Source organism: Ferruginibacter sp. (genome assembly GCF_028288465.1).
GTDB lineage: Bacteria > Bacteroidota > Bacteroidia > Chitinophagales > Chitinophagaceae > Ferruginibacter.
Window position 1 is genome coordinate 63,043 of the sequence record NZ_JAQBNR010000056.1, and the last position, 17,732, is coordinate 80,774.

A 17,732-nucleotide genomic window follows, 5' to 3' on the forward strand; every position below is an offset into this window, starting at 1 on the left:
TCGCCGCATATAGGATCAAGACAGGGCTGCCGGGTTTTCAGTAAGCCCCTTTTTGGATAAAATTAGTTATCAATTTTGGGCACAGTTTTAGTTTATTTTTTAATGGTTTTCATAGGATATTGGACAAAAGTCGGGGCAACTGTTTTCACGGTAAGCCCCCTTTTTTATATCGCAAACGATTCTTAGGTGTAATACCCAAAGGAACTAATTTCAACTGATGATTATGTAGAGCCCTTCTGAAAATTGAAAAGAAAAGGTATAATTCCAGGGAATACATTCACCCTGTTTGCACTCAATTGATGCACTATTCACTTGCACACATAAAAAATAAAAAAGGTGACTATTAGTTAGCCACCTTCATCCTTCAGGTGGAGAATACCAGATTCGAACCGGTGACTTCCTGCATGTCATGCAAGAACAAAATTTTGGAAATGTTTTTGATTAGAATGGGCAGTACCTATAACTGCCTGTAAAAAATGTCTGTCCGGTAAATTAAGCAGCCGCCACTAACTATATGACGGCTGATTAATTTTAGTTCGCGTGACTTTTATTTCCTTTTGTACTTAAATAGTTCATCACGGCCTGCCGCGAAGGGCCTTTTTCTTTGATGGCCTGAATAATCTGTTCATGTGACAAATTGGGGAACTGTTGATGTACATATTCAGCCTCAGCTGCATCATTTACATCAATCCAGCTCCTGTCCCGACCATCCTGTATTTTTTTATTATCCATAGTTTTTTAATTTATGGTTCAATAATTACACAAAAAAAACCGTGCCTGATTTGAGGGATGTGTATTAGGTATGGGTGAAGAAAAGGTGTCGCCTCAGATGCAGATAGCCAGCAGTATGCATCAGCTTGAACGCTGTGCAGGAAGCTACTAGCAGTAATATAGTTATTGAGGGGTAATCCGCTCATTTGTAAGACTGGTATTAGTTCGGCTATTAGGAGCGCACAACTAAACCGTCAAATTTTCTGTTCAGTGACTTAGAATCCGTGATAACGTAACACCAGCGTCCAGACAAACAATTTTATTCGTTTTACAGCGGTAACTGTAAATTATTTATAGCTGCAGCCCTATTGTATACGTAAGTTTGAAAGTATCGAATTTACATAAGCTTCTTTCAAACATCATGGCATGCTTCACCTCGTATTACGGCTGCTCCCTTCCAAAGCTTGTACTTCACAAACCGGTCTTTGCATTTGCAAACACTTCGGTTCGATGACGGGAACGATGTGCGGGAAGTTGAATTTGAGCTCTCTCTTTTTGCTGTTTTGTTTTTATAAAGTAGAGAAGGGCGGCGATAATTCCAGTAGCTGAAGCAATAATTGCAAGTTTCTTATTCATATCCGTTTTTGTTGTTCAGAGTCATATAATGTGCCAATATATTGTCAGAGAGAGGATGGAACAATATCCTGTTTGCTGCGGCGTAAGGTCCTAACTTTGCGTATTTTTTTTATCGGTTAATAATTTCCACAGCAGTGTTTCTTTATCCACCAATCGCTTTCAACAATTTTATCTTATTGATAGATTTAAACCGGGCTAGTACACATCTTTTGCTCCAGTTTTGTTTTGAATCATGTGCAACGGGTAAATAAACCATTTTCGATAGAGGCCTCTCCGCGGTATAGTAAAGCCGGAGCGTTGCAAACTGATTGAATTACTCATTGCCCGGATTAAAGTTTTCTTTTCACAACAAAGGCCTCAAAACCGCTTTTTAATATTTTTCCCGGACTGTAAATCTATTCAATCAGGTCGGCTGCTACATTCCATTCACTCTGCTCTGGCCGTGTGAGAACAAGGTAACGGTAAGGAGCACTATAATGTTTTAAGTCACATAACGTCATTTACGATTTCCATGTCACCGTTGTTTAATAATTTAAATATTAGCATTGAGTTCCGGCAGGGTGCTGGCTTGGTAAACCGGGTTTAAAATTCTTTCGGCCTTAACGAGTGCGCTGGCGACAACCTGGTGCATGTCATAGTACCGGTACTCTGCAAGTCTTCCACCAAACAACATATTGTTTTCCTCCTTCGAAAGCTGCTGGTATTGTTTAAAACGCTTTTCATTGCAGGCGTCATTGACCGGGTAATATTGTTCCATCCCTCGTTTCCATTCTGCAGGATATTCCCTGGTAATTATGGTGGTTGGTTGTGTACCGAATTCAAAATGTTTATGCTCTATGATGCGGGTAAAAGGCACCCCAGCATCCGTGTAGTTGACTACTGCGTTTCCCTGGTAATTTGCCATGTCAAGATGTTCATGTTCGAAACGCAAACTCCTGTATTCCAGCGCTCCGAACCGGTAATCAAAATATTCGTCAATGGCCCCCGTGTAAACTACTTTGTCGGCGAGGGTTTGAAAATAATCTCTTTCTTTAAAGAAGTCCGTGTTCAGCTTAACTTCAATTCCATTCAGGAGACCGGCTGTTATAGCATTGTAGCCACCTATGGGAATGCCCTGGTAAGTGTCATTAAAGTAGTTGTTGTCATAGGTAAATCTTACGGGAAGTCGTTTAATGATAAAGGCAGGTAATTCAGTTGCTTTCCTCCCCCACTGTTTTTCAGTATACCCTTTTATCAATTTCTCATAAATATCCTTACCTACAAGCTTCAGTGCCTGCTCTTCAAGGTTGGCGGGCTCAGTGATGTGAAGGCTGCTTATTTGCTCATTGATTTTATCCTGGGCCTGTTTAGGCGTGGTCACGTTCCATAATTTATAAAACGTGTTCATGTTAAACGGTAAATTATACAACTCACCCCTGTAACTGGCCAAAGGCGAATTGGTATACCGGTTGAAAGTTGCGAATTTATTTACAAAATCCCAGACCTTTTTGTCGTTGGTGTGAAAAATATGTGCACCATAAAAATGGACATTAATTCCTTCTTTATTTAAGCAGTAAATATTTCCACCTGCATGACCGCGCCTGTCAATTACAAGGCATCGTTTACCCATTTTTTTTGCCTGGTGAGCAAAGGTAGCCCCAAACAAACCTGAACCTACTATTACGAAATCATATTCCTTCATATCCTTGTTTTTTAATGGTGGAAAAAATTTTTGTCTCCTTGTTAATTCGTAAATACTCATTCATTGCGTGCTCCAGAGGAGGCATCAGAAAATATTTTTCACTTTCAAGAACTGAATATCGTGGACGGTACCAGTTCTTTTTAGTTCCAGGGCCTGCGACAACCAACTGCTCATTGAGGCCGGCATTTACAGCAATTGATTTTGCCCATTCATACAAAGTGGTTGCTCCTTTATTGGAAAGATGCCATATTCCTTTTTCTTTATCAATCAACAAATCAAGTGTGGCGTTGACCAGGTGAGGAATATACGAGGGAGAAACAGTAATGTCATCTTCGGCCACAAACCTATTGCCAGCGGAGATGGTTGAAATGAGCCTGGTAATAAAATCTGAGGTGTGCCCTTCACCAAAAAAAGGGCCGGCACGCACTATCAGGGCAGAGGGATGAGCCCTGGTAACAGCATCTTCCATCAGTTCCTTACTGCATCCTAAAATATTCACCGCACAGGCTTCGTCAGATTCTTTGTAAGGCGTATCCTTAGTTCCGTCAAAAACCTGGTCACTGGAAAAACAAACCAATGGTATGTGTAACCGCTGACAGATAATCGCAAGCTTTTTAGGTCCCAGATAATTTTCGCGGAAACATAAATTTCTCTCTTCTTCTGCATTATCTATGTCGGTAAATCCAGCAGCATTAATAACAGCCCAGGGCTTATGGGCAGCAATCACGTTTCCCAGTTCCTGGGAATTGGTGATATCGGCTTCTTCCCTGCCAAGTAAAACGTTAGGTAAGTTTCTTTGCAGGCAAATCCTGGCAAACGCTTTACCCAGGTTACCATGCCTTCCGATAATAACAACGGGCCGGTTTAACATGCTTTGCCTGAAAGGCGTGGGCTCACACGGAGCAAAATACCTTTCATTCCTTTTCCACCAGCCCGGAAGACCAACTATATGATGCAAGCCCGGACTATTATTGATAAGGCAATGAATCATTTCTTTTAAAGCAGTCGGTCTTATCTTGCCACCGCTGGTGTCAAAAACACCTGTTTCATAAGTACCAGGCAAAGAGGTGAGCAGTCTATCCCATCCGTAAGATCCCAGCAATGCCCAAACCGTTATAGCCGCAATGTTGATCCCTTCGTTTTTAAGTGAAACGGCAGTATCATACACCTCTTTAAGCCACCTCAATTGTTCCTCCCTTGTACAATGCAAATGCACTTCTGTAATTGCTATGGGCAACTGATACCTAACCCAGGCCTCCCTTAATAAGACTGCCAGCCCTGCTGGTTCCTTTAGCTGCACCCTTACAGCTTCCACATCTGCATAATGGTGTAACGCATTTTCCCCAACTGCATCTGGTGAATAATGAGCTACATTCTCATCCAGGTATCTTTCTGAGGTTATATAGTGATTTAATCCCAATATATCCGGAATACATGGATTGTCAATAAAAAACTGCAATTGCGTTGCTTCAATTCCCAGTCTCATAAAGTAACCCCATAACGGATGGTCTGTGTTAAATTTACCACTGAGTATATCATAGGTAAGCCATCTCCGTTGGTTTTCAAAATCTGCCTGGTAAGATAAAAGCGGTGTGCTGTAAGTTTTTGCCAGGTCCTCTGTTTGAACAAGTTTTGCAGCAGGATTCACTTTTCGGATTTCAGCCATGGCGAGATTAACCCCTTTTAATTCATTTAACAGCATGCGGATAAAACTGACATCGTTACTTTTATGCGGGTACCAAATTCCGTACAGGCCGGAAAATCTTGCTGTTGTCAGCGGTTCATTAATTGGATTGTATAAAGTAAGCCACGGAAATTTTTTTGCCACCCTTGCAGCATATCCGGCAAATAATATTGGAAAATTGTCATCTAAAAGATTGGTGAAGGAAGGCCCGCTACCGTGATGCAGCAGCCCTACCAATGGTTCAATATTCTTATTTTTTAACTTTTTCAGTTGGTCTTCTGCCCATCGCCAGTCCGGCTCAGTATCTGCTAACCGCATATGTTTTTCCCATAAAATGGGAAAGCGAAGTGTTTTAAGACCTAAAGAGAGAATAGCCTCTGTTTTACTTTCACATCCATAATACTCCCCAAACTCAAGCTGGTCGTAAAACACATCCTTAATTCTGTTGACACTGCATTCAATGCCTCCCCATATTTCAACAGGTGAAAGTTTTTTCATATCAAGCAGTTAACTATCTTATGCCACAGATTTAAGTGTCCTATTGGTATGCCTTGCTTTATCCAGGGCCAGGTTAATATGTATCATCATTTCATCCACGCAGTTATCCCAGGAAACATGCTCAAGAAAACGGTCCACTTTCTGGAGCCAGGTTTTATATTGGGAGGGTGTTTTGGAAAACTCCTGCTCTGCACACTTAATGAACTCCGGTGCTGTATCTGCAATAGATACCAATTGCATGTCTGCGTAAGGTGTGACCACATCAGTTATGGAAGCAGAAATCACTGGTTTTCCTCCGGCGAGATATTCAGGTGTTTTAGTAGGACTTATAAATTTGGTAGATTCATTTTTTTCAAAAGGTATTATTGCGATATCCCAACCCGCAAGATAAGAAGGTAATTCAGCGTAAGATTTTCCGCCGAGGTAATGAATATTATTTCTGCGGGGCAGGTCGTCAGGATTAATTTTTACTATAGGACCGACTAAAACAAATTGCCAATCCGGCCGAAGGGAAGCAACTTCGTCAATAAGGGCAATGTTAAAACGTTCGTCTATCACGCCGTAAAATCCAAATCGCTTACCGGTAATGCCGGATTGGTCGGCCGGCTGCGGCAATCCCTGCCTTGCCTGCTGAAAATGATTTTTGTCGATACTGCTGGGAAAGGCGAAAATATTGTCGTGCAGCAGTTTTTTAGCCTTGTATAAGCTTTGGCCACCAGTAAATACTACCGCGGCTTTGCCCAACAATTCGGCTTCTATTAATTTTAATTCTGCCGGTGCAAATTTAAAAGCCGATAGCTCATCCATGCAGTCATAGACAATCAATTCCGGTTTTAGATGACTGCTGATTTTAAGCGCCATTGGAGTGTAATACCAGGCGATAAATTTTTCGATTCTCTTTTGAGCTAACAAATTGCTTACGACCAGCTTTTGCCTGAATACTACCGATGAAATTTCAGTGTCCTTATCATTTAGCAGAGGTGTCACCACTATTACTCCTTCCTCAGTATTTTTAACCACATAACTATCTTTCCCCGCATGAAATATCGGTTCTTCCACATAATATACCTGGAACGTTTTATTCAATCGGCTCATAAGATGCTGCGGACGCTGGTAAACAAAATCCCAGCGTAAATGAGAAAAACAAATTAAGGTGTTGGTGCGAACTTGAGTGATTTCCATATCTTTTTGATTCCTTTCCATGAGTGTCGTTTTTAATTTTATCAGGTTTCTATACCTTAAAAGGAATAAAAAATATGCCAAGGCCTTAACAGGTAGTATCTGCTTATTCTATTCTTTTTTGTTGCGAATTGTATTGCACAATTCTTTTCAAATGGGGAAATATTTTCAGTGCAGGCGCCTGATTATTTTTTTCCGGGTGAGATAATAAGGGCAACTGAACAGGCGTTTATTATAACATAAAGTCGATCCTATGCACACCAGTTATCCGCATCAACCCAACGATACCCATACGTTCCTTCCCTGGAGCAAAGAAAGAATCAATTCATGGTTTTTAAAAACTCCTTGGCCGGTGGGATGCAATTACATTCCCCAATACGCCATCAATCAATTGGAAATGTGGCAGGCAGACAGTTTTGACATCAACATTATAGATAAAGAATTGAGCTGGGCTGCTGGCGTGGGCTTTAATACAATAAGGGTATTCCTCCACCATTTAGTTTGGCAACAGGATAAAGCAAGTTTTTTACAACGGCTCGATCAGTTTCTTTCAACAGCAAATAAGTACGACATTAAAACGATGTTTGTTTTTTTTGATAGCGTGTGGAACCCATACCCGCGGGCCGGGGTGCAACCTGCACCCAGGCATCATGTACACAATTCCGGGTGGGTGCAGTGCCCGGGATATGAGGTGTTAAATGATGTTAATAAATACGACGATCTGCAGAATTATGTTAAAGGTGTTGTACAACATTTTAAGGATGATGAGCGTATTTTCGTATGGGATATTTTTAATGAGCCTGATAATATGAATTTGGGGAGCTACAGGGATGACAATTACGCTGTGCACAAGGCGGAGTTGTCTATGAATCTGTTACAAAAAGCAATCGGATGGGTTAGAAGCATTGACCCTGTTCAGCCCATTACTATGGCTCCCTGGCAATTTGACTGGAGTTGCCCTTCTTTAATGAATCCTTTGAACAATTACATGTTTACCAATTCCGATATCATTTCCTTTCACTGCTACGAGGACAAAACAGGCATCTTAAAAAGAATCAATGATCTTAAACGATATGGCCGTCCAATGCTGTGTACAGAATATATGGCCCGCCCCTTTAACAGTACCTTCAGCGAAATATTACCCGTATTAAAAGAAAATGGAGTTGGTGGTTACAACTGGGGGTTTGTCGCGGGAAAATCACAAACCCACTGTCCATGGGACTCCTGGGAAAAAGTTTACAAAGACGAACCTGAAGTTTGGTTTCATGATGTGTACCGGCAAAACGGAGAACCATATGACAAAAAGGAAGTTGAATATTTAATGCAATTCAATAATAAGATTTCTGCTTAATATTTTCATATCAACTTTTTTAAGAAAGCCGTAATAATAAGGAGGCATCTTTCTCTCAACGTATTGTCTGTTTTGTAAAAAATACACCGGCTTGTGATAGCGAATGATTAAAAGCATTTGCAATTAATAAGACGCACCTTAATCCGGCTTTGCCTTCAATAAAAATACCTTGCTTCACGAGAGACTTCGTAAAAGCATGGTTCGTGCGAAGCATAGATATTAGTGTGATGATCGCTTCATTCTTTGCTATCACCTAGCTCTGTTGATTAGTCACAAAATTTTCTTGTTCAGCATTTGCCCAGTTATTTAACTTCTTAATATTTGGTATAACTTATGAATAGTATAATTTGTACAGCCTGACTAATTTCATTCAATTTGTTTTATATTTTGTGTAACAGCTATTTTCTGGCAGTATACGTTCTGTGATATTTTTTAACACCCCCCAACCAGCGACATAACAATGACCCAGACTGAAATGCTGCTTAACGTCCATTCAAATTCCCCAAAAATACAATTGGGTTGCAATGATAACGATACACAGAACTCCAATAACACGGTTAATCCATTCAAGACTTTCTGGATGGCTGGGTTTGAATGTGCCGATCACCTGAATGCATTTGGCCACCGGGTGGATCTTATTAATGAAACAGGACATCTTAGGTTTGTTGGTGACGATTATAAACGGTTATCGCTCTTTGGAATAAAGACGGTAAGAGAAGGTATCCGATGGAGCTTTGCAGAACAGTCGCCTTACCGGTATAATTTTACTGAAGTTGAACAGCTGATCATCGCAGCAAAGGAAAATAACATTCAGCAAATATGGGACCTCTGCCATTTTGGTTTCCCGGATGATTTAACTCCGCTTCATCCTATGTTTGCACGGCGCTTTGCAGCATTGTGCAGCGCATTTGTCCTTTTTTTCCGGCGCATCAATCCAAGCGGTGTTTTAATTATTACCCCCATCAACGAAGTGAGCTTCTTATCCTGGCTGGGAGGAGATGTCAGAGGGACTGCTCCTTATTGCATCAGGCAGGGCTGGGAAGTGAAATACCACCTAATGAAAGCATACATTGAAGGCATCGAAGCTATCAGACAAATTGATTCCGCAGTTCGTATTTTAACCACCGAACCACTTGTAAATATTGTGCCTCCCCTGAATGCCGATCCTAATCAGTTTGCTGAAGCAGTTCGTTTAAACGAGGATCAGTTTCAGGTAACGGATATGCTTTCGGGGCGTATATGCCCTGAATTAAAAGGCAAGCCTGAATACCTGGATATTTTGGGCTATAATTATTATTACAATAACCAATGGATCATTGGAACCGGTGATGTGTTGCCCTGGCGGAATGAGACGAATGACGAAAGATTTTTGCCCCTCAGTAAACTTTTAAGCGTTGTTTATCAGAGGTACAAGCGTCCAATAGTACTCTCAGAGACGAGCCATCCCAGGGAGGACCGTCCATTATGGATAAAAATGCTTGCGGATGAATGCGCTGCAGTCCTTTCATCAGGTTTGCCTTTTTTCGGTGTTTGCTGGTATCCCATGATAGATCGCCCAGACTGGGACAATACGAATATATGGCATGAATCGGGTCTCTGGGATGGAGCATCGACACCAGATGAGATCCGGAGAATATTACACAAGCCCTCCGCTGCAGCATTTATGAATGCGCAGGCCAGGCTAAAGGCTGCATTCAGTTTGATTTGAGGTAGGTACGACCTTCGGATTGCAGTCGTTCGAATACCGTCCAAAGCGACGGGCCTAAAAAATAAAAACCAATACGGTGAAGCGATGAAATCCAACTGATTGGCTGGTGAATTTGGATGCAATTCAATTAATTCTACTTTTACCTATAATTGGATTTTTGAACTGATATAAGGAAAGAGATTTGGATTAATGCTCTTAACTGTAGCTGGGCACAACTGTATTGCTCTACCGGTGTGCAGGGCTTTTAGACGGTTATTAATCCAGCATCTGTCAGGTAGTCTGCTCTCCGTCATTATGCTCTTCACATAGTTCACTTTTCCCGGGGCCTTCTCCTGTTCGGTGTTGTACCTCCGGCAAGAAACTGTCATCATTCATGGCATCTCTCCAGTTGTTCAGCAGTTCATCTTTATCTTCTTCAGATGGTTCGATTGCATTGTCACCTGCTTCACTTTCGGGATGGGAATGCTTCTCGATCTCCGGCAGACCCCCATTGTTTTGAAGAGGTTTTCTATCAAAGTCCTGCATAAAAAAAATTTAGTGATAATTTTAGTTTGCTTTTACTAAAAAACTTTCATTCGAATCTTCAACAAAAAATAATCAGTTACTTGCCGGAGTACAATAAATTGCCTCAGGATTACTTAAAGACCCGGGCTAAAACTCCATATTCGCCGCCCCATTAGTTGCCAGGAGACAGTAATGATTGATATTTTTCCGTTTGTAGTCTTCGTTTAAAAGTGATACAAAGCATGTGCAAATTTTATAGTCAGTTAAATGGCTGTTCCTGCAATTCTTTCAGCAAAATAACTGTGTGTTTATTTCCTCATCCATCAAAAAATTGAGTATTTATCGACCAGTCCTGTATGTTTGGCTGCTACAGTATTGATGAAGAAACAAAACCAGATAAAAGCCTTGGCTTTAAGTTGTAACTTAAGACCGGTTAAGGCAATTTTTACACCTGTTCACTAACTCTTGAAGATAACATTGACAAGATCTGCTTTTGGTCTACCGATGTTATAAATGCTAAACGGGATGTATTTTAAGCTATAAAAGCAACTGCTGATGAATGGAGAAGCCGTGATTGCGACAAATTATTTAACCAAAACATTTCAGTGATGTAGGAAATTTTACCAGGAATGAGCTGCTGGACAGGCCAAAATTAAACCCTGAAAGCGTTATTGGTATGATTCCAAATTAACATTAAAAAGAGATGTGCTAAAAAAGACAAAATATTGTTTTCGATTTTGCAATGAAAAAAGCTTTGAATGTAAAAAACATTGAAAAGTACACCCCAAATAAATATGTGCAAAATGAAGCATCCAGTTAAAAAACACCTGGCCCAGGTATAAACAAAGGACATTTTCCTGCAACAGTCGCCAAAGATTTTTTGTGAAGAAGGTCAACACATGCCCAAAAGATAATGATAGTTGGTATGGCACAATTTTTATTTTGTTTACTTTAAAATTTTACCATGGAACGAGATGGCGCAAATAAAAGTTTATGGCAGGGCATTGAAAACTATAGACCTGTTGCGGGTCTTAATATTGAAAAGCTTTATGATATCGTAATCGTAGGTGGCGGAATCACTGGTATTACTTCCGCTTTGTTGCTACAATCGGCGGGAAAAAAATGTTTACTTCTCGAAGCTCAGACATTGGGCTTTGGTACTACTGGCGGCACTACGGCACATTTGAATACTTTTTTCGATACGCCCTATTATAAAGTCAGTAAAAATTTTGGAATTGAAAATGCACAGCTCCTTGCCCATGCGGCAGAAGAAGCAATGGCAACCATAAAAAAAAACATCAGTGATTATAATATCGACTGTGAATACGACACAAAGGATGGATATCTTTTTTCTATAAACGAGTCACAGGACAAAGAGCTGGACGATATAGTTGAATCCGCACAGTCTTTCGGTGTACAAGTAAATTTTACCAATCATTCTCCTTTCCCAATTCCTTACTTAAAACTTGCTGTTTTTAATAACCAGGCACAATTCAATCCAATACAATATATTTTTTCCATGGCAAGGGCTTTTGAAGAATTGGGTGGCGTGATACTTCAGCATCACAGGGTATCTGATATAGTACAAGAAGACGACGATCAGCTATCAATCAGCGCCAACAATAAAGTATTTACTGCTACAAAAGTCATCTACGCTACCCATATTCCGCCCGGCGTAAATCTTTTACATTTCCGCTGTGCACCGTACAGAAGTTATGCCATTGCGTTTAAATTACGCGGAGAATATCCCGATGCGCTCGGCTACGACATGAATGATCCGTACCACTATTACCGCACACAAAAAGTAGAAGACCAACTTTATTTAATAGCTGGCGGTGAAGATCATAAAACGGGCCATGAAGAAAATACTGATAATTGTTTCAGAAGACTGGAGAGTCATGTCCGCAGTTATTTTGACGTTGAAAGCATTGACTTCAAATGGTCTTCACAATATTATGAACCTGCTGACGGATTACCTTATATCGGCAAGCTGCCGGGAAGCGAGGGAAATATTTATGTAGCAACTGGCTTTGGCGGAAACGGAATGATATATGGAACACTTGCAGCCACAATTTTATCAGATATCATTAACAATGGTAAAAGTATTTACCAGGATCTGTTTGATCCCAACCGCATCAAACCAATTGCTGGTTTTGCAAATTTTGTAAAGGAAGGTGCAGATGCTGTGGCCAGTTTTGTAAAAGGAAAATTCAACACAGAAAAAATAAAAACACTGACGGAAATTGCTGCAGGCGAAGCTAAAATACTAAAGCAGGATGGGCACATATTAGCAATCTATAAAGACGATGCCCGGCAGCTTCATGTATTAAATGCTGCCTGTACGCATACCAAATGTACTGTCGGATGGAATAACAGTGAAAAAACCTGGGATTGCCCCTGCCATGGCGCAAGATATTCCCCCGAGGGAGAAGTTCTCAATGGCCCTGCCCAGGTGAATTTAGAAAATGTTGATTGGGAAGAAAAAACATCAAAAAGTTCTCCATCATAACCCGGCCATATTGACTTCGCATTCTATAATGCCACAAGGATTTTAAAGAATCTTCCCAGGTATACGGCGGTGAGCGGGGCGGTAATTATATCCGGTTTTTTAAACAAAAGCATAATGCTACGGACCTGCATTATTATTTCAAACTTGAGATGAAAAGCTGTGTAAATGTTGAATTTAGTTTTGTAATAACTAATTCCTGGCATCTTTATATATCTGCTATAATTGCTTGGATGAAACAGTGTGCAGCCTTAGTCGATATGCACGTTACCTTCCTTTACTCATTCGCAAACATAAACATGTTTATTGATTGCTGAAAAACGAAATCCCTGAAATAGGATGGTGTAGTAGCCTTTTCTACATGAGCGCAATTTACACTACCCGCTAATTTTTTCAATTCTCTGCCCACCCACGCTTTCAGAAAAGATTGCGCCAAGGGGGTTCACTCCTGCCCTGCTCAGCGGAATATTAATGTTGTCGTATAAAAAATATCCGGGCTAAGCCCGGATATTTTCGCAACAAAAAGCTATACAATATGTTAAACCTCTGTACTTGTGGACCAAGAGTATTCCGCCTCGGCTTCTGCCTCCATATTAATTGAGTTTTCGGCAATATCTGTCAGCAACTGATCCGTATCTTCTTCCTCCATCAAAGTTGTATCCAATATATCCGATACTTCGTCAAGATTCATTGTAAGCGCCAATTGCACAAGACCTCCGTAACTTGCTATTTCGTAGTGTTCAACTTTTTGGGCAGCAATAATTAAAGCGGCGTCTCTCGTAGCAGAACCCGCCTTGGTTTCACTGATAATGGTATTGGCCTCTTTAACCAGACCCTCAATCGCTTCACATTTTTTTCCTTCCGCTTCTTTCCCAAGTAGTTTAAATACTTTTTCAAGTCTTTTTACATGCTTTTGAGTCTGGTGTAAATGATCGTTGAATGCTTCTTTTAGCTCCTCTGAAGTAGAAGCCTCTTCCATTTTGGGAATCGCCTTAGTCAATTGCTGTTCGGCATAATACATATCCTTCAATTGATCTGTAAAAAATTTTTCGAGTAGGGGCGTCTCTTTTTGTGCCTCTTCCCGCCTGCCGGCGGATTTGGACGAATCACCCTTTGTACTTTTACCATTTCCATTGCTATGGCCGTTTTTACCATGCTGATCACCTGTTGTGGTAAGCGGTGACGGGGAACTGTCGTCACTGTTGCTTAAATTTGAGGCGCCTGTCGCCGTGTTTTTATCCTGATCCTTTTCCCCTGTTTCCATTGCTTCTTGATTTTCAGGGTTATCTTTTACTAACTCAGCTTGTTTCATATATGGTTTATTTTTAGGAATGAAATATTATTTTGCCCATGTCTTATAAGCCCATCCGGCATATCCTCACGCATGATTATCTTCTGCCACCACTCCTCTGTCCAGAACGTCTGCCGCCGGAACGGTCGCCACTGTTGCCCCCGTGTGAGGCCTTGCCTCCCATGGATGCGATTCTTCTTTGCTGTTCAGGATCCATGGATGCAAAGCCTCTTCCACTACCACCACTCCGTCCATTCGAGTCCGAACGGTTTCTCTGTGAAGTCCGGCCATCGCTCTGAGAGCCGCGTCTGGAAGAATTTCCATCACCTGAATGGGAAGCACGACCGCCCATGGCTGCAATTCTTCTTTGCTGTTCAGGGTCCATGGATGCAAACCCCCTGTTACCAGAACTGTTTCTTCTCTGCGCTCCTGAACTGTTTCCCCCTGAAGAACGCCTTCCATTCTGTGATCGGCTTCTTTCCTCATTTCGATTTTGGCTGCCCTCATTTCCCCGGTGTGATGCCCGCCCCCCCATAGAAGCTATTCTTCTTTGTTGTTGCGGATCCATGGATGCGAAACCCCTTCCTGTGCGTCGTCCCGCCTGATCATTGCTATTCTCGTAGCCTCCGCCACGCTGCCTGTTACCCGGATTTCCATTGCGGTTGTCCCCATTTCCCTGGCTCATGGAAGCCGGCCTGTTTTGACTGTTGCGGCTGCCACCGCCAAAGCCACGTCGTCCGCTTCTTGAAGATCTGCCGTAATCTTCCTGCCGGTTGTACTGCTCGTCATCATAGTCGTCTTCGTAATCATCATCGTCTTCGTATTCATCATAATCGTCATCATACTCAGCGCTTGTGTTATAATCATCATCTTCATCATCCTCATAATCGTAATTATCATCCAGGTCATAATCATCTTCATCGTAATCGTCTTCTTCAAAATTCTGGCGGTTGTATCCCTGTGACCCCCGATATTGTGTTCCCTGATCATACTGATTTCGGCCTTGTCCTGCAGATGCCTGCCTGCCACTATATCTATTAGTCATGATTTAAAAATTTAAGTGTAGTTAATAAAATAAGTGTATTTAAAAAGTTGTTCTGCTGCGCATCAGATACTTTTTAGAAAATAAAAAGTATGCCATCATCGCAAAGTTTTTGGATTATTAAGAAGCCCAAAATATACAACTGGTTTCGGTGCTTTTTTTCCACGAAAAATCTTACACATGTCCATTACAATAGACATCACGCGCAATTAAATTTTGTGCCGGTTTAACACATACAATGAACTTTTTTTTATTGTTAGTAAACGATTCCATCGATCAAATTTTATTGGCGGACATTCGCATTTTTATTCAACTTTTCTTAATTAAAAAGGATGTAGGGTCATACGCTATGCATGCCGGTCAATCTAAAACCATTCCTGTAGATACACTGAATTTTATTTAAGATCAATATGCAATTGCATTGTCTGGCCCGGACACCGCCTACAAGTTTTTGATTACATTCCGGGTTAGATCACTAAGATGCATGATGGTGACTGACCAGCAGTCTAAGGCAAACGAATCCGAATTGCAGCGGCACACTGTTTGATTTAATCGCCGTATGTTACGAAGATTTATGTTTGCAACGGGCATTGAAAACAGTGCCCCACTGATCAATAATGGACGCCGGCGGATAGATGAACTTGAAAAATGCGGGCATTATACCTGGTGGCAAAAAGATATTGACCTTGTAAAGGAAATGGACATCCAGGTATTACGCTATGGGCCGCCCTTACATACTACTTTTTGCGGCGCTGGTAAATTTGACTGGGAATTTGCAGACACTGTTCTTCGCTACATCAGGCAACAGCAAATTATACCTATCATAGACCTTTGTCATTTTGGAGTACCCGACTTTATCGGCGATTTTCAAAACCCGGATTTTCCAATGCTTTTCGCTCAATATGCAACCGCATTCGCCAAAAGATATCCATGGGTACAATTGTATACACCGGTGAACGAAATGTACATCTGTGCATTATTTTCCGCTTACTATGGATGGTGGAACGAGCAGCTTACAACCGACAAATCATTTGTTACCGCTTTAAAACACATTGTGAAGGCCAATGTGCTTGCCATGGAGGCTATACTTGCTATACGACCGGATGCTATTTTCATACAGAGTGAGTCATCTGAATATTTTCATGCAGAAAACCCCAGGGCTATTAAGCCCGCGGAGTTAATGAACGCAAGGCGATTTTTATCGCTCGATCTTAATTATGGCAAACGTCTTGAATCAGAAATGTATGAATACCTGATGGACAATGGTATGACAAAAGAGGAATATCATTTTTTTCTGGACAACCAGTTAAAGCGGCATTGTATTATGGGCAACGATTATTATGTAACCAACGAACACCGGGTTTCAGAAGACGGTGCCACCCGTGCTTCAGGTGAAATTTTTGGCTATCATGTGATCACTTCGCAATATTACGAACGATATAAACTGCCGGTGATGCATACGGAAACAAACTTAAGAGAAGGACCCTGTGGGGACGAAGCGGTAAAATGGCTATGGAAAGAATGGGCGAATGTAATGAGGGTAAGAAATGATGGTCTTCCCATTCTGGGCTTTACCTGGTATTCTCTTACTGACCAGGTGGATTGGGATACTGCCTTACGGGAAGAAAACAATCGCGTCAATCCGCTGGGTTTATATGATCTCAACAGGAATATCAGGGCCGTGGGTACAGCATACAAAGAACTGATAAAAGAATGGACAGAGGTATTGCCAACCCAAAGTGTTTGCCTGAATGTACCCGTGGTATCACCCGGTAATAACAGGATAACATGTGAATCTAACAAAAGAGCAAGAAAAGATGAAGACAATCAACAGGATACAAAGACGCTGCTACAGGCAGGAAAAAAAGACATATGAAATTCAATAACAAAACAGTCATTGTAACTGGCGCAGCAGGCGGCATCGGGCTGGCTATTGCGAAAAAATTTGCCGCGGAAGGCGCAAACCTGGTACTGGCCGACATTAACATGGATCAATTGCAAACAGCCGGCAGGCAAATAGCGTCTCCCAATGGTGTAATACCACTTTTGTCACAATGCGACGTAAGTGAAGAAGAACAGGCAGTGGCAACGGTCACCAATGCGATGCAGCATTTTGGTTCGCTGGATGTGATCATAAACAACGCTGGTTTAATGATTTTTAAAAAGCTTGAAGAGCATACTACGGAAGACTGGATGCGGATTTTAAGTGTTGATTTAATGGGTGCATTTTATTTCATAAAAGGCGCTTTTCTGCACATGAAAAACGGAGGCGCAATTATAAATATATCAAGTATTCATGCACTGGAAACAACCCCGATGGTGGCTACTTATGCCGCCGCTAAAGCCGCTTTGCTTTCGCTTACCAGGTCCGCCGCCATTGAAGGTAAAGAAAAAGGCATACGGGTAAACGCGATATTACCAGGGGCCATTGATACACCTATGCTGTGGCAAAATCCCAACATCAAGGCTGGCCTGGAACAGGTAAGCAAAGACAGTGTAGGTAAGCCGGAAGATATTGCAGACGTAGCCGCCTTTCTAGCTTCCGACGAAGCGGCATTTGTGCAGGGCGCCATGGCGGAAGTAGATGGCGGAAGACTGAACCGTTTATAAATGCTGCGAGCGTTGAAGTTTATTTCAGACGAGCAATCATTGATTCTATTGGAGCTATCTCTTTTTACTGAGATGCAATGATACTGTCAGCTGATTCCCGCTTCTCAGGTCTTTAATCGCTGGATGTTTACTAGTCATTACTGCTGAGAAATGATGTGGTATCATGGCCGGCATATATTAACAACCCCTGCCGGAGTTTATGTACGCAAAGCCGGTGTTGTAATAACGAATACAAATGAGACTGCAATAATCATTCGCTGATTTTTTTTTGTTGGGATCCATTCTTCCAATTATAATCGTCATAACAATTGCCATAGGTACCATCACGCTT

At 41.5% G+C, this 17,732-nt stretch carries 13 protein-coding genes; 5 read left to right on the plus strand and 8 right to left on the minus strand.

Features of this window, described 5'->3' with window-relative positions; genetic code table 11:
* Positions 1–531: 531 nt before the first annotated feature.
* The 5 genes from JWR61_RS21765 to JWR61_RS21785 form a co-directional block, all read right to left on the minus strand.
* Positions 532–732: a DUF3606 domain-containing protein gene (locus JWR61_RS21765; protein WP_301929811.1), complete on the minus strand. Its 201-nt coding sequence runs from the start codon at positions 730–732 to the stop codon at positions 532–534.
* Positions 733–1,182: 450 nt separating this feature from the next.
* Entirely contained in the window at positions 1,183–1,347 is a 165-nt protein-coding gene (locus tag JWR61_RS21770; protein ID WP_301929812.1) for a hypothetical protein, read from the minus strand.
* A gap of 532 nt (positions 1,348–1,879) precedes the next feature.
* Complete coding sequence (gene glf / locus JWR61_RS21775) at positions 1,880–3,028, minus strand: UDP-galactopyranose mutase (protein ID WP_301929813.1); 1,149 nt, start codon at positions 3,026–3,028, stop codon at positions 1,880–1,882.
* Positions 3,015–5,210 (minus strand): family 1 glycosylhydrolase, encoded by a 2,196-nt coding sequence (locus JWR61_RS21780; protein WP_301929814.1) that lies wholly within the window; start codon positions 5,208–5,210, stop codon positions 3,015–3,017. The genes glf and JWR61_RS21780 overlap by 14 nt, the downstream gene beginning before the upstream one ends.
* 18 nt (positions 5,211–5,228) lie before the next feature.
* Positions 5,229–6,413, minus strand: coding sequence for a glycosyltransferase (locus tag JWR61_RS21785; protein ID WP_301929815.1), 1,185 nt, complete (start codon positions 6,411–6,413; stop codon positions 5,229–5,231).
* 229 nt (positions 6,414–6,642) lie between these two features.
* On the opposite strand from JWR61_RS21785, the gene JWR61_RS21790 reads away from it, so the two are divergent.
* Positions 6,643–7,740 carry a cellulase family glycosylhydrolase gene (locus JWR61_RS21790; RefSeq protein WP_301929816.1) on the plus strand — a complete coding sequence of 366 codons (1,098 nt, stop codon included), beginning with the start codon at positions 6,643–6,645 and terminating at the stop codon, positions 7,738–7,740.
* 460 nt (positions 7,741–8,200) lie between these two features.
* Positions 8,201–9,448, plus strand: coding sequence for an amine oxidase (locus JWR61_RS21795; RefSeq protein WP_301929817.1), 1,248 nt, complete (start codon positions 8,201–8,203; stop codon positions 9,446–9,448).
* Between the two features lie 270 nt (positions 9,449–9,718).
* Here JWR61_RS21795 and JWR61_RS21800 read toward each other — a convergent pair whose 3' ends face one another.
* On the minus strand, positions 9,719–9,973 hold the full coding sequence (locus tag JWR61_RS21800) for a hypothetical protein (protein WP_301929818.1): 255 nt from the start codon (positions 9,971–9,973) through the stop codon (positions 9,719–9,721).
* A 943-nt stretch (positions 9,974–10,916) separates the two neighbouring features.
* Between JWR61_RS21800 and JWR61_RS21805 the strand changes: the two genes are divergently transcribed.
* On the plus strand, positions 10,917–12,461 hold the full coding sequence (locus tag JWR61_RS21805; protein WP_301929819.1) for an FAD-dependent oxidoreductase: 1,545 nt from the start codon (positions 10,917–10,919) through the stop codon (positions 12,459–12,461).
* Positions 12,462–12,996: 535 nt separating this feature from the next.
* On the opposite strand, the gene JWR61_RS21810 is transcribed toward JWR61_RS21805, so the two are convergent.
* Entirely contained in the window at positions 12,997–13,770 is a 774-nt protein-coding gene (locus JWR61_RS21810) for a ferritin-like domain-containing protein (RefSeq protein ID WP_301929820.1), read from the minus strand.
* 76 nt (positions 13,771–13,846) lie between these two features.
* Positions 13,847–14,794, minus strand: a complete 948-nt coding sequence (locus JWR61_RS21815) for a KGG domain-containing protein (protein ID WP_301929821.1) — start codon at positions 14,792–14,794, stop codon at positions 13,847–13,849.
* Between the two features lie 556 nt (positions 14,795–15,350).
* Between JWR61_RS21815 and JWR61_RS21820 the strand changes: the two genes are divergently transcribed.
* A complete protein-coding gene (locus JWR61_RS21820) occupies positions 15,351–16,667 on the plus strand; it encodes a family 1 glycosylhydrolase (RefSeq protein ID WP_301929822.1) in 1,317 nt (438 codons plus the stop codon).
* Positions 16,664–17,401 carry an SDR family NAD(P)-dependent oxidoreductase gene (locus JWR61_RS21825; RefSeq protein ID WP_301929823.1) on the plus strand — a complete coding sequence of 246 codons (738 nt, stop codon included), beginning with the start codon at positions 16,664–16,666 and terminating at the stop codon, positions 17,399–17,401. The genes JWR61_RS21820 and JWR61_RS21825 overlap by 4 nt, the downstream gene beginning before the upstream one ends.
* Positions 17,402–17,732: the final 331 nt, after the last annotated feature.

Excerpts from the sequence above, each read along its gene's own strand:
- JWR61_RS21765 (WP_301929811.1), bottom strand. The coding sequence starts at position 732 with ATGGATAATAAAAAAATACAGGATGGTCGGGACAGGAGCTGGATTGAT.
- JWR61_RS21770 (WP_301929812.1), bottom strand. The coding sequence starts at position 1,347 with ATGAATAAGAAACTTGCAATTATTGCTTCAGCTACTGGAATTATCGCC.
- glf (WP_301929813.1), bottom strand. The coding sequence starts at position 3,028 with ATGAAGGAATATGATTTCGTAATAGTAGGTTCAGGTTTGTTTGGGGCT.
- JWR61_RS21780 (WP_301929814.1), bottom strand. The coding sequence starts at position 5,210 with ATGAAAAAACTTTCACCTGTTGAAATATGGGGAGGCATTGAATGCAGT.
- JWR61_RS21785 (WP_301929815.1), bottom strand. The coding sequence starts at position 6,413 with ATGGAAAGGAATCAAAAAGATATGGAAATCACTCAAGTTCGCACCAAC.
- JWR61_RS21790 (WP_301929816.1), top strand. The coding sequence starts at position 6,643 with ATGCACACCAGTTATCCGCATCAACCCAACGATACCCATACGTTCCTT.
- JWR61_RS21795 (WP_301929817.1), top strand. The coding sequence starts at position 8,201 with ATGACCCAGACTGAAATGCTGCTTAACGTCCATTCAAATTCCCCAAAA.
- JWR61_RS21800 (WP_301929818.1), bottom strand. The coding sequence starts at position 9,973 with ATGCAGGACTTTGATAGAAAACCTCTTCAAAACAATGGGGGTCTGCCG.
- JWR61_RS21805 (WP_301929819.1), top strand. The coding sequence starts at position 10,917 with ATGGAACGAGATGGCGCAAATAAAAGTTTATGGCAGGGCATTGAAAAC.
- JWR61_RS21810 (WP_301929820.1), bottom strand. The coding sequence starts at position 13,770 with ATGAAACAAGCTGAGTTAGTAAAAGATAACCCTGAAAATCAAGAAGCA.
- JWR61_RS21815 (WP_301929821.1), bottom strand. The coding sequence starts at position 14,794 with ATGACTAATAGATATAGTGGCAGGCAGGCATCTGCAGGACAAGGCCGA.
- JWR61_RS21820 (WP_301929822.1), top strand. The coding sequence starts at position 15,351 with ATGTTACGAAGATTTATGTTTGCAACGGGCATTGAAAACAGTGCCCCA.
- JWR61_RS21825 (WP_301929823.1), top strand. The coding sequence starts at position 16,664 with ATGAAATTCAATAACAAAACAGTCATTGTAACTGGCGCAGCAGGCGGC.